Origin of the sequence: Microbacterium sp. RU33B (genome assembly GCF_900155915.1) — a bacterium.
GTDB lineage: Bacteria > Actinomycetota > Actinomycetes > Actinomycetales > Microbacteriaceae > Microbacterium.
In genome coordinates this window covers 422762-435400 of record NZ_FTPO01000002.1, presented here as the reverse complement: position 1 = coordinate 435400, position 12639 = coordinate 422762, and the positions used below count along the sequence as shown (strand labels likewise).

11 protein-coding genes and 1 tRNA gene are annotated in these 12639 nt (G+C 69.8%); 2 read left to right on the top strand and 10 right to left on the bottom strand.

What is annotated here, in order from left to right:
- Positions 1-88: 88 nt before the first annotated feature.
- From B0B14_RS11640 to B0B14_RS11615, 6 genes are read right to left on the bottom strand one after another with little or no spacing between them, the layout of a single operon-like run.
- The gene (locus tag B0B14_RS11640) at positions 89-1810 is read right to left on the bottom strand and encodes a protein kinase domain-containing protein (RefSeq protein WP_083710567.1); all 1722 of its coding nucleotides are present in this window, start codon (positions 1808-1810) and stop codon (positions 89-91) included.
- Positions 1807-3264 (bottom strand): peptidoglycan D,D-transpeptidase FtsI family protein, encoded by a 1458-nt coding sequence (locus B0B14_RS11635; RefSeq protein WP_076681981.1) that lies wholly within the window; start codon positions 3262-3264, stop codon positions 1807-1809. Before B0B14_RS11635 ends, B0B14_RS11640 begins: the two co-directional genes overlap by 4 nt.
- Before the next feature lies 1 nt (position 3265).
- Positions 3266-4663 carry an FtsW/RodA/SpoVE family cell cycle protein gene (locus tag B0B14_RS11630; protein ID WP_076681980.1) on the bottom strand — a complete coding sequence of 466 codons (1398 nt, stop codon included), beginning with the start codon at positions 4661-4663 and terminating at the stop codon, positions 3266-3268.
- Positions 4660-5898, bottom strand: a complete 1239-nt coding sequence (locus tag B0B14_RS11625) for a PP2C family protein-serine/threonine phosphatase (protein ID WP_076681979.1) — start codon at positions 5896-5898, stop codon at positions 4660-4662. The genes B0B14_RS11630 and B0B14_RS11625 overlap by 4 nt, the downstream gene beginning before the upstream one ends.
- 18 nt (positions 5899-5916) lie before the next feature.
- Positions 5917-6444, bottom strand: a complete 528-nt coding sequence (locus B0B14_RS11620) for an FHA domain-containing protein FhaB/FipA (RefSeq protein ID WP_076681978.1) — start codon at positions 6442-6444, stop codon at positions 5917-5919.
- Positions 6441-7178, bottom strand: coding sequence for an FHA domain-containing protein (locus B0B14_RS11615; protein ID WP_076681976.1), 738 nt, complete (start codon positions 7176-7178; stop codon positions 6441-6443). The genes B0B14_RS11620 and B0B14_RS11615 overlap by 4 nt, the downstream gene beginning before the upstream one ends.
- Before the next feature lie 157 nt (positions 7179-7335).
- Here B0B14_RS11615 and B0B14_RS11610 point away from each other — a divergent pair.
- Positions 7336-7419, top strand: a tRNA-Leu gene (locus B0B14_RS11610).
- A 52-nt stretch (positions 7420-7471) separates the two neighbouring features.
- On the opposite strand, the gene B0B14_RS11605 is transcribed toward B0B14_RS11610, so the two are convergent.
- Together B0B14_RS11605 and B0B14_RS11600 are read right to left on the bottom strand one after the other, a co-directional pair.
- Entirely contained in the window at positions 7472-7963 is a 492-nt protein-coding gene (locus tag B0B14_RS11605; protein WP_076681974.1) for a GNAT family N-acetyltransferase, read from the bottom strand.
- A gap of 38 nt (positions 7964-8001) precedes the next feature.
- Complete coding sequence (locus tag B0B14_RS11600) at positions 8002-8643, bottom strand: GntR family transcriptional regulator (RefSeq protein ID WP_076681972.1); 642 nt, start codon at positions 8641-8643, stop codon at positions 8002-8004.
- 323 nt (positions 8644-8966) lie between these two features.
- Between B0B14_RS11600 and B0B14_RS11595 the strand changes: the two genes are divergently transcribed.
- Positions 8967-9173, top strand: a complete 207-nt coding sequence (locus B0B14_RS11595; RefSeq protein WP_076681970.1) for a cold-shock protein — start codon at positions 8967-8969, stop codon at positions 9171-9173.
- A gap of 109 nt (positions 9174-9282) precedes the next feature.
- On the opposite strand, the gene B0B14_RS11590 is transcribed toward B0B14_RS11595, so the two are convergent.
- Entirely contained in the window at positions 9283-11358 is a 2076-nt protein-coding gene (locus B0B14_RS11590; RefSeq protein ID WP_076681969.1) for a bifunctional lysylphosphatidylglycerol flippase/synthetase MprF, read from the bottom strand.
- 24 nt (positions 11359-11382) lie between these two features.
- The gene (locus B0B14_RS11585) at positions 11383-12639 is read right to left on the bottom strand and encodes a hypothetical protein (RefSeq protein ID WP_256714371.1); all 1257 of its coding nucleotides are present in this window, start codon (positions 12637-12639) and stop codon (positions 11383-11385) included.

Here is a 12639-nt window from a genome sequence, read left to right as displayed (position 1 = left end):
ACTCCCTGGATGGAACAGAGCCCAGCCTAACCGACGACGGCCCGACCCCGCGGTCGGCAGGATCGGGCCGTCGTGCGTCAGGCGCCGCTCAGGGTGCTTCGCCGCCCTCCGGCGGAGCGGGAGCCGCCGCCTGGATGAGCGCGGTGACCTCTGGCGACGAGTCCGTCGTCCGAGCACCGCCCGAGCCGCCCGTGCAGGTGACGGTGTACTTCACGATGAGCGTCTGACCGTCGGCGTTGGTCGCGGTGATCTGACCGTTGCGGTCATTGGGGCCGAACGCGATGTTCGACTGTCCGTTCGCGAACGTGCCGTTCGTCGCCGAGAACCCGTAGGCGCTGACCTGGCCCGTGCCCGACGGGCAGGAGTAGCCCGCCCAGGTCAGGGTGAGCGCGCCGTTCGGCTCGACCGTCGCCGCCGAGAGCGTCGCGGCTGCGGGCGGCTGGAGCGAGGTCTCCTCGCCGAAGCACGTCAGAGTCAGTTCGTTCTCCGGAAGGAGGTTGCCCGTCGGGTTGATCGACTGCACCGTGCCGACGTCGCCCGCTGTGGGGGCCGCCGGAGCATTCTGGGCGACGTTGACGACCAGGATGCCGGCATCGCGCGCCGCCGTCTGGGCTGCGCCGCACTCCATGCCGACGAGACCGAGGGCGTCGACGTTGATGCGCTCCACCGTGGGTGTGGGTGTGGGCGTCTCCGACGGCGTCGTGCTCGCCGAGGTCGAGGTCGACGTGTCGGGCGCCGGCTCCTGGTTGGAGAAGATCGCGAAGAGCGTTCCGCCCAGCACGAGCACCAGGATCACGATGAGCGCGATGAGGGGCCACGTCCACGGGCTGCGCTTGCGCTCGGTCTTCTCCTCGTCCACCGGCGGCGCGCCCGGCGACGGCAGGATGCGCGTCGCCGCCTGCGTCTCCGAGGGGCCGAGCAGCTGAGTGAGGTCGTCGCCGGTGGATTCCCCGGTCGCGACCGCGGGCACCGCGGCGGCCGCGGCGGCGACATCCCCGCGGCGCAGCGCCGTCGCGGCGCGGGCGACGGCCGCGGACGATGCCGGCCGTTCTTCGGGCTTCTTCGCGATCATCGCCATCACGAGGTTCTGCACCGGCACGGCGACGGTCGGCGGGAGCGGCGGCGGCGGCTCGTTGATCTGCGCCATCGCGATCGCGACCTGGGACTCGCCCGTGAAGGGCCGCTTGCCCGCAAGGCACTCGTAGGCCACGATTCCGAGCGAGTACGTGTCGGTCGCCGGCGATGCCGGGTGTCCGGATGCCTGCTCGGGCGAGAGGTACTGGACGGTTCCCATCACCTGGCCGGTGGCGGTGAGCGGCACCTGGTCGGCGATGCGGGCGATGCCGAAGTCGGTGATCTTCACGCGACCGTCGGGGGTGATCAGCAGGTTGCCGGGCTTGATGTCGCGGTGCACGAGGCCGGCGGCGTGCGCCGACTGCAGCGCCGCGGAGGTCTGGGCGACGATGTCGAGGGTCTTGTCGGTCGAGAGCGACCCTTCGCGCTCGATGATCGTCGACAGCGCTTCGCCGGGGACGAGCTCCATCACCAGGAAGGCGGAGCCGTTCTCCTCGCCGTAGTCGAAGACGCTCGCGATGCCCTCGTGGTTGACGAGCGCGGCGTGGCGGGCCTCGGCGCGGAAGCGCTCGAGGAATCCCGGATCGCCCATGTACTCGTCTTTGAGGATCTTGATCGCGACGGTGCGACCGATCACGTGATCGGTCGCCTCCCACACTTCGCCCATACCGCCGATGGCGATCCGCGAGTCCAGCTCGTAGCGGCCGCCGAAGGTCACTCCCTGCGTCGGTCTCATCTTCCCAGCACCGCCTCCATGACCTGTTTCGCGATCGGCGACGCGATCGCGTTACCGCTTCCCGACTGCCCTCTGCCTCCGCCGTCTTCGACGACGACGGCGACGGCGACCTGGGGATCGTCGGCGGGGGCGAAACCGGTGAACCACAACGTGAATGGCTTGTCCGACCCGTTCTCCGCAGTGCCGGTTTTCCCGGCCACGTCGACGCCGTCTATTCTTGCACCCGACGCCGCCCCGGTACTGACATTGGCGACCATCATCCGCACCATCTCCTCGGCCAGATCCGTCTCGAGCGCTCGCCCGAACTCGGTGTTCTCGAACGTCTGCTGGACGGTGAGGTCGGGGGCGACCACCTGGTCCACCATGCGGGGGTTCATCACGACGCCCCCGTTGGCGATCCCCGCCGACACCATCGCCATCTGAAGCGGCGTGGCCGTGACCCTGCCCTGCCCGAAACCGGTGAGCGCCGTCTGCGGGTCATCGAGCGCCCGCGGGTAGCTCGACGCCGTCGAGGCGAGCGGGGTCGCGAACGACATGTTGAATCCGTACTTCTCGGCCTCGTCGCGGATCGCGTTGTCGCCGAGCTGCAGCGCGAGCTCGGCGAAGGGGACGTTGCAGCTGAGCCGGAGGGCGTCGGCGAGAGTCACCGTCTCGCCCGGTCCGCACGTGCCGCCGCCGGCGTTGTAGACGATGTTGTTCGACTGCGGCAGCGGGAACGAGGCCGGGTTGGGCAGCGTCGACGTGGAGGTCCAGTCGCCCGACGCGAGAGCGGCCGACGCGACGACGAGCTTGAACGTCGAACCCGGGGGGTTGAGGTCGCCCCCGATGGCCCGGTTGAACAGCGGATGCTGCACATTCGCCTCGAGCTGGTCGTAGTAGGCGTTCACGGCGGTGGCGTCGTGCGAGGCCAGCGCGTTCGTGTCGAACCCGGGGCTGGACACCATGGCGAGGATGCGCCCGGTCGACGGCTCGATCGCCACGACGGCGCCCTGCAGCTCGCCGAGCGCCTCGAAGGCGGCCTGCTGCACCACGGGGTCCAGCGACAGTGCGACGTTCGACCCGCGCTGGGGCTGACCGGTGACGATCTGCTCGAGGCGCGAGAGGAACTGCGATCCCGCCGTGCCGCTGAGCTCCTGGTTCATCGCCTGCTCGATGCCGGTCGTCGAGCCGAGGACGGGATTGATCCACCCCGTCACCTGGCCCCACATCGCGGCATCCGGATACGTCCGCTGCCAGGTGTACTTGTCGTTCGACGGAGTCGAGACGGCGATCGCGGTGCCGCTGGCGACGATCGCCCCGCGCTGCACCTGGTACGAATCCAGCAGCGCGCGCTCGTTCCGGGGATTCTCGGCGAGGGCCTCGGCCCGCACGACCTGGATCCAGCTCGTCGAGGCGAACAGGGCGACGAACATGAGCAGCATCAGGATGCTGAGGCGTCTGAGCTCTTTGGTCATGTCAGCCGATCACCACCCGGGGGCGGCTGCGCACGACATCCGAGATGCGCAGCAGCAGCGCGACGATGATCCAGTTCGCGACGAGCGACGACCCGCCGGCCGCCAGGAAGGGCGTCGTCAGACCCGTCAGCGGGATGACGCGGGTGACGCCGCCGACCATGATGAACACCTGCAGCGCGATCGTGAAAGACAGCCCGGTCGCGAGCAGCTTGCCGAAATCGTCCTGGCCGGCGAGACCGATCCGGATGCCTCGACTGGTGAACACCATGTACAGGCAGAGGATCGCGAAGACGCCCACGAGTCCGAGCTCCTCGCCGAGGCTCGGGAAGATGTAGTCGCTCTGCGACAGCGGGGTCAGGTAGGGCCGGCCCTGGCCGAGCCCTGTGCCGATCAGACCGCCCTGCGCGAGGCCGAAGATGCCGCCGACGAGCTGGAAGCTGCCCCCGCTCGCGTCGATCACCTCGGGGTTGAAGGCATCCAGCCAGTTCGTGAAGCGTCCTCTGACGTAGGGAAGCACCTGCGTCGCCGCGAGCGCACCCGCGACGGCGAGCACGACGCCGATCAGCACCCAGCTCGTCTTGCCGGTCGCGACGTACAGCATCGCGACGAACATGCCGAAGATGAGGAGCCCGGTTCCGAGGTCGCGCTGGAGCACGATGATGCCCATCGAGACGAGCCACAGCACCAGGAGCGGGCCGAGCTCTCGGGCGCGCGGCCAGGTCATGCCGAGGAAGCGGGTGCCGGTCGAGGTGAGCGACTCCCGCGTTCGCACCAGGTAGCCGGCGAAGAAGATCGCGAGGCAGATCTTGGCGAGCTCGCCCGGCTGGAACGAGAAGATGCCGAGGTCGACCCAGACGTCCGCGTTGGCGTCGGCGCCCAGACCCGGGATCACCGGCAGCAGCAGCAGTGCGATACCCGTGAACCCGGCGACGTACGTGTACCGGAACAGGAGGCGGTAGTTCTTCAAGGCGAGCACGACGGCGATCGTCGCGACGAGGGCGATCGCGACCCACGCGAGCTGACGCGTGGATGTGGCATCCCACCCGTGCACGTCGCGCTGGATGTCGATGCGGTAGATCATCGCGATGCCGAGCCCCGTGAGCAGCGTCGCGATGGGCACCACGAACGGATCCGCGTCGCGTGCCCGCAGTCGCAGCACGATGTGCAGCGCCAGGACGAGGGCCGTGAGCGCGCCGCAGTAGATGAGGAAGGTCGGCTCGATCTCTCCGAGCGCGCCGAGCTGCACCAGCGCGACGGAGGCGGCGTTGATCGCGAAGGCGAACACGAGCAGGGCGAGCTCGCGGTTGCGCTGCGTCTGCGGAACCCGGATGCGGCGCAGGGCCCGCACCACCGCGGTGTCGGAGCTCAGCGCGGCGGTGAGGTTCTCGGTCCCGCTCATCCTCCACCTCCCGATACCGTGCGGAGATTGTCGACGATGCGCTGCGCGTCGGCGAGCGAGCGCGCCGTGATCGTCCCCTCCACCGTCATGCGGTCGAAGTCGGGCAGGTCGGCGAGCACGATGCCGGTGTCTTCGTAGGCCACCGACAGCCTGATCGGCCCGATGTCCTGCTGAAGCCCGCGGAAGATCACGACGGTGTCGTCGTCGGCGCCGACGAAGTAGCGGGTCTGCGTCCACTGGTAGCCCGCGACCGCCGCGCCCGCCAGCAGTGCGAGCACCACGACGAAGCCGACGATCCATCCGATCCGCCGGCGGCGCGCCCGGCGGTGGTCCTCTTCGATGAGCTCCTCGAGGAACTCGGCGGCCGGCTCGAAGTGCGTCGGCTCGTTCGCCGCCTGACGGTTGGGGTGCAGCCAGCTCGTGCGGCCGGGCCGCGCAGCGGGGACCTCCACGCCGATCGGATTCGACGCCGAGCCGACGATGGTCGGGGTGCCCGAGAAGAGCGGATGCTGGCCGCCTACGTCGACGAGCACGATCGTGACGTTGTCGGGCGCACCGCCGTCGAGGGCCTGCTTCAGGAGCATGTCGGCGGTGCGGCCGGGCGCCAGTCCGACGCCGAGGGCCTTCGCGAGGTGCGGTTCGTCGACCACGCCCGACAGCCCGTCGGAGCACAGCAGCCAGCGGTCGCCGGGCTGCGTCGGCATGATGAACGTGTCGACCTCGGGATCGGGATCCATGTCGCCGAGCACCCGCATGAGCACGGACCGACGCGGGTGGTAGCGCGCCTCCTCCGGCGTGATGCGGCCCGAGTCGACCAGTCGCTGCACGAACGTGTGGTCGGTCGTGATCTGCGTCAGGGCGCCGTCGCGGTAGAGGTAGATGCGGGAGTCGCCGATGTGCGCGATGACGGCGTACTCGTCGACCATGATGAGCGCGCTGACCGTCGTTCCCATGCCCGCGAGCTCGGGTCGCAGGTTCACGGTCTCGATGAGCTCCGTCGCGGAGTCGGCGATGCCGTTCCGCAGCTCGCGCTCGGCCTCGGACGTCGACGCGTAGGGGTGGTCGAGGCGCTCCAGGAGGGCGATCGCGAGGCTCGAGGCGACGTCGCCGCCCGCGTGTCCGCCCATCCCGTCGGCCACGACGAACAGATTGGAGCCGGAATACCCGGAGTCCTGGTTGTTGGAGCGCACCTTGCCGGTGTGCGAGATCGCGACGCTCGAGCCCTGGAAGACCATCTGTGCGGGGTCCGCCCGCTACTTCCGCAGCTCGAAGGTCGTGGCGCCCACCTTGATGGGGGCCCCGACCTTGACCGGGACGGGAGCGGCGACACGGGCGCCGTCGTGCCAGGTGCCGTTGGTCGAGTCGAGGTCCTGCACCATCCACTGATCGCCCCACAGGACGAGGCGGGCGTGGTGGCTCGAGGTGTAGTCGTCGCGCACGACCAGGCCGGATTCGCTCGAGCGCCCGATGGTCAGCGGCTCGGCGCCGAGGGGCAGCTCGATGCCCGCCTTGGGTCCGCTCGTGACCACGATCCGCGAGACGGTGGAGGTGGTGGCCTTCGCGCCGGCACCGGATGCCGCGGCCGGGGGCGCCGCCTTGGGCACCACGGGAGCGGTCACCTGCGCGGCGGGTGCTGCGGTCGGCGCGGCGGCGGCTTCGGGTATCTTGCGCACCTTCACGCCGAACAGGTCGGAGCGCAGCGAGTAGACGACGGCGAAGACGAAGAACCACAGCAGCAGCAGGAAGCCGATGCGCAGGAGGAGCAGAGTGAGTTCGCTCACAGGGGACCGCCGCCTCGCAGGTCGAAAGCGCGCGTGACGTCGGCGGGGAGCGGCGGCTTGGGCGGCGTCGCCTGCGCGACGACGCGGAACACGATGTCGGTGCGGCCGATCGTGACGGTCGAGTCCGGGGCGAGCGGCGCCTCGACGACCTTGCTGCCGTTGAGGAGGGTGCCGTTGGTGGAGTTCATGTCGCGCACCATCGCGCGCTCGCCGTCCCAGAGGATCTCGACGTGCTTGCGGCTGGTGCCGGCATCCGGGATCGTGATGTCGGCGTCGCTGCCTCGGCCGATCACGGTGCGGCTCTTGACCAGCGGATGACGCTTCCCGTCGATGTCGACCACGCCGCGCCACGACACGCGTCCGCCCTGCGCCGTCTCGGACTGCACGCGCAGCGTGCCGGTCGAGAGCTGATCGTCCCGCACGATCGAGATCGTGACGGGTCCGGCGAAGGAGTACCCCTGCGACTTCGCGTGGGTGTGCACGAGCGTGTCGAGTTCGTCGCCCAGCGCCGGACCGATCGCGCGCATCTTCTCGTCGTCGGCGGGCGAGAGTCGCACGGTGAACGCGTTGGGGGCCAGGATGCGGTCGCGCGAGACGACGGCAGCCTTGGTGTCGAGCTCGCTGCGCAGGGCCGAGGCGATCTCCACAGGTTGGATGCCGCTGCGGAAGGTCTTCGCGAACGCGCTGTTGACGGCGCGCTCGAGACCCTTCTCGAAGCTGTCAAGTAGTCCCACGCGACTCCTCTGGCAGTCTGGCCGGTTCGGTACATGCTAATTGCACAGGCTGTGGACAGTGCGACGGTTCGTTCTGGACGTCGCCGATTCCGGCGGGGCGTGCCGTGCGTGATATCCTCGGGAGGTTGAGTACGCGACGTCTTCGGATGCCGCGGACGCGCGAGTGGCGGAATAGGTAGACGCGCTGGCTTCAGGTGCCAGTGCCCGCAAGGGCGTGGGGGTTCAAGTCCCCCCTCGCGCACCGACAAGAAGGCCCCCGGATCCCCGGGGGCCTTCGTCGTCGGCGGGTGCGCTCACACTCCGTCGAGAGCGGGGAGCAGGGCGTACACGATCTCCTCGGTGTCGCGTCCCAGCCCCGGGGCGAAGTCGACGTCGCGCGAGACCTCGGTGAACCCGTTCTTCTCGAGCACCGCGATCGATCGGACGTTGTGCGTGGCCACGCGTGCGAACAGCGGTCGCTCCGCCTCGCGGGAGACGAGAAGACGCAGAGCTTCGGTCGCGACGCCGCGGCCCCAGGCGTGGCGCGCGATCCAATACGACACTTCGCGGTCGCCGTCGATCGTGAAGGCCGCGATCGTGCCGGCGAACCCTCCTCGCTCGGTCACCACGAAGTAGGCGACATCGGGGTTCGGGCGCTGGCGTCCGATCCAGGCGTCGAAGGCCGCACGGTCGTCGGGATCCTCGGCGGTGAAGGCGGCCGCCTCCACGGACTCGGGGTCGCGCATCATCTCGAAGACGGCATCCAGGTCGTCGTCCTCGACGGGGCGGAGATCGATGTGACTCACCTCGTCAACGCTAGCGAGCCGGACTGTCGCGGGAAAGGTCACGCCGGAGTGTGAAGCGCACGCAGGAGACGCTCTGCTTCGTCGCCGTCGCGTGCCGCCAGAGCGTCGCGGAATCGCTCGAAGGCGGCGGATCTGTCGATCGGGCACGAGATCGCGGGGCGCCATGCGGCAAGGCTTCGACGGATGGCGAGCTCGCCTTCGCGCATGACGCGGAGGATCGCGGCGTTGTCGGCGATGTAGGTGAGGCGTTCGAACATCGCCGAACTCGCACGCAGGATGCCGGACATGTCGTCTTTCCTCGACGCGTCGATGACGTCATCCATCAGGGCGATCACCTCGGCGAGCTCCTCAGCGGTGCAGCGGGGCAGGGCGAGACGGGTGACATTACCCATCAGATGGACGAGGAACTCATGGGTGTCGGCGAGCACCTTCGGATTCGGAATGGACACGCGCGTGTAGCGGTTGGGAGCGACCTCGACGAGGCCCGCACGCTCGAGTCGCTGCAGAGCTTCGCGCACGGGCGTGCGGGAGACGCCGAGCCGCGCAGCGAGCTCATGATCGCGCAGATGCTCGCCGGGCTGGAGGGTGCCGTCGAGGATGGCTTCTCCGATGCGCGCGTACACCTCGTCGCCGAGGACGGCGCCGCGCGGATCGACGGGGGCGAAGTCGGCGATGGTCACAGTGCGATCAGTGTACGACTCCGTGAGACTCTCCTCAGATAAGCCTCTGCGATGTGTGCACAACCCGATATATCGGTAGAGTGTGGCAGTCACGCTCAGGCGTGACCTATCCGGGGGGATCCGTCGACGCCCGGGCCTGTGAGTCTCCGACTCGGCCCGGGCGTCCGATGGTCCAGGGGTCCGCGAGCACGGACCTTCCGGGGGGCGATGCAACGTTTGTGTCACCTTCCGTGACTTTTCCCTGCGGTTTCCCTGCTGATTGCCCTAGTGTCGGACCTGATCGGCGCGCACTGCGCCGGCAACCCAGCAAGGAACGGCAATTCATGAGCACGACCGGCACTGTCAAGTGGTTCAACTCCGAAAAGGGCTTCGGCTTCATCGCCCCCGATGAGGGTGGCGCAGACGTCTTCGCGCACTACACCGCCATCGAGGCGAGCGGCTACCGCGCGCTCGAAGAGAACCAGCGTGTGGAGTTCGAAATCGCGCAGGGTCCCAAGGGCCTCCAGGCAGAGAACATCCGCCCCATCTAAGACACCTGCTCCTGTCGATCGTCAGTCGACCTTCAGGGGCAACGCAGTACCCGAACGGGACACCGACGCATCGCGTCGATGTCCCGTTCTCTCGTTGCGGGCGGGTGGATCACTTCTCCGAGCCGCGGATGAGCTCGAGACCCGCTCCGGCGAACTGACGGATCGTGGCGTCGGGCAGGAAGGCCCGCGTCAGAGCCGCGCCGATGCGGGTGAGGTCGGCCTCGTCGCGGAAGAGGAGGTACATCGTCTCGTACCGAGGGTGGAACTTCTCCTTGAACCGGTGCAGCGACGCGAAGCCGTAGACGGGTTCGAGTGCGTCGGCGAGCTTGTCGCTGAGGTCGGCGATGACACCGGCGTCCGGCGGATACTCGTGGGCCAGCGGCGCGCCGGACAGCGACATGATCTGCGCTCCCTCTTCGGAGAACTGCTTCGCGGACGATCCGATGAGGAACTCCATGACGGGGCCGAACCCGCCTTCGCGCCGCCGCATCAGGTCGAGGGTCCATCCGTGCGCGACGCCGTCGGCGCCGTACACCGGGAGCCAGGACAGGAATCCGTCGACGTCGCCCTTCGGCGATAGGGCGAGGGCCAGCCGCACCTCGGGGTCGGCCGCCTCCTCGAGGGTTCCGAGGGTGAAACGCATCTCGGGGAGGTCCTTGTCTCCCACCCACATCTCCGAGATGGCGCGCACCTGCTGCTGCACGCCCCAGGTCTCGTCGGAGAGCCGGGTCATCCGGAAGGTCATCTCCTCGCGCTCGCCGCGATTGAGCGAGGTGCGCACCGCGCCCCACTGCTTGCCCGTGAATTTCAGGCCCGGCAGGTCGACGATCGTGTCGTCGGCCACGACGAGGCTGCGCCAGGACTCCCCGACGGCGCCCCGCGTCGCCTCCCCGGCGCTGAAGAAGCACGGCACGAGGCCGGCCGCCTGCGCGGCGTCGACGAACTCGTTCACCGACTGTGCGCGGGATGCCTCGGGACCGAGCGGATCGGCCAGGGCGAGCGCGACTCCGGCGCGCCGCTGATACGCGACGATCCCGTCGGTCGCGCGGAAGTAGTCGTTTCCGTCCCATGTGGTCATCCAGGACAGCGTGCCCCCGCCGTGGGTGCGCAGCATGTCCTTCACCTCGTCGAGCGAGGGAGCCGGCGCGGTGCCGAGCGTGGACTTGCGGCGCGCCCGGAAGGCGGCCCGCACCCACACGAGGTACACGAGGTAGAGCAGCCACATGATGCCGCTCGCGAGGGCGAGCTCGGTCTCGCCGTCGATGAAGCCCTCGATCCGCGCCTGGGACGCGATGACGATCCCGACCAGCACAAGCGCTCCGAGGAGGATGTTCAGCGATGCGACGACGATCGCGACGATCCACGCCCATCGCCGGCCGCGTCGGAGGCCGTTCGCGATGAGCAGGATGACCAGCAGGTCCACGGCGAGGTCGAGGAATCCGCCGGACACCGGCTCGGTCGGGCCGAAGGGACCGTCGGTGGGGACGATCGTCGTGACGATCTCGACCGAGCCGAGGACCAGGATGCTGGCGAGGGCGACGAGCCGCTGCTCGCGGACCGTCACGCGCTGCACCCGCAGCGTGCGGTCGACGAAGAGCACGAGGAGGACCGCGCACAGGTGCTCCAGATCGGCGAGCGATCCCCAGAAGAGCATCGCGATGAAGACGAAGCCGATCAGCATGAGCCAGGCGCGGACGCGCCAGGGCGCTGCGAAGAGCCCCACGGCCGCGGCGATGCAGGCCATCGTCCCGCCGGAGGCGCCGACGTCGAGCTGCGTGGCCTCGAACTGCGCCCACGCCCAGGGCGCCATCGACGCCAGCCACAGCAGCAGCGCCGTGGCGAAGATCGCGAAGAGCTGGCCGATCGTGAAGTACGCGAGGGCGACGCGCGAGCCGCGCTTCACCTCGAGGTACCCCATGCCGAGGAATCCGGCGATCGTGAAGATGTAGACGAAGGGCTGGTTGACGAAGAACGTGCCGGTGATCGGCGTCCACCACCGCCCCTCGAGCAGGGCGGGCAGGCCGTAGGCCACGGCGTCGAAGGTGGGCGTGTCTTCGAACGGACGCCACAGGCCCTGCCAGATGACGCCGACCGCGAGGATCGCGACCACCAGAGACAGGGTCGCCGGGATGCGGCGCGCGACCGAGAGGACCGGATGCGGGGGCGGGGGCGCGGTCTCGCTCATGTCTTCACGATAGCGATGCCCGCCTCAGGAGTCGGTCAGACGGGCGTAGTCCACGAGAGCCCACGCGTCCTCCGCATGCCGCAGAGCCCGTCGGGCGATGTCGAGGGCCTGGACCGGATCCGCGGACTGTCGCGCGGCCGCGAGGTCCTGCTGTGCCGAGCCGAGGCGCACGCGCGCATCTGCTCCGGCCCGGGCGTGCGCGACGGCCGCCTCGGCCTGCGCGATCGCGCTGCGGGCTGCTGCGAGCGTTCCGGGGAGTGCGGTGCGCGCGCCGCGCAGGCGCTGCTGAGCGGTGCGCGCATCCCCGAGCGCGAGGTCGAGGCGATCCCGCAGGCGGGCGACTCTGTCGACGGTGCGGGTCGGGCGTCGCGCGGCATCCTTCTCCAGCGCGGTGAGCTCGGCCTCGCAGGCCCGCAGCTCGGCCCCGAGGCGCTCGGACTCGGCCGGCTCGAGCTGCTCGCGGATCGTGAACGCCTGCCGGAGGGCGGCGCGCGCGGCGCCGATCTCACCCGGCACGGCCTGGGACGCCTGCGTCACGAGGCGATGCGTCTCCTCCAGCACGCGCACGTCGGCCTCTGCGCCGCGCAGAGCCCGTTCGGCGCGGGCGAGCTCGGGGAGCGCGTCGCGCGTGGGGTCGTCCGCCAGGGCGGCGGCGGCGTCGAGCAGCCGCTCGGCCTCGATCGTCTCGGTGACGGCGGTACGGGCTGCCGCGGCGGCGGGCTTCCACTCCGAGGCGTCGAAGTGCTCCGCGAGCTCGGCGACCAGGGAGTCGGGATCGCCCATGGTCGCTCGGAGGCGGTCGAGTCGCGTCCGCGCCGACGCGACCTGCGCCGCTGCCGACACATGCGTCCGCATCCAGTCCCGGTGCTCGGCCCGCGCACGCTCGATCGTCGCCAGCGCTTCGCCCGCGCGCCGCTCGATGCGGAGCGAGACGCGACGCACCTCGGAGGGGAGCGGGTCGGCATCCGTCAGCGCACGGTACTCGTCGAACGATTCGTCACGCACGTGCTGCGCGGTCAGCCGCGCTCGGCGGAGAGAGGACGGCGCCCCACCGCCGTAGAGGGCACCGGAGAGCCCGACCTCGACCTCGAGTTCGTCGACGGCGTCGTCGAGGCGCACGAGGGCGGATCCGGCCCGCGTGCGCTCCGCGGTCGCCGCGGCGACCGCCCTCGGGGAGCGGCGCGCACGGCGCAGCGCCCAGATCCCGACCGAGATCGCGATCGCGGTCACGCCGAACACGACGACCACCGGGATCACCCAGTCGAGCAGCGCGCCGAGCAC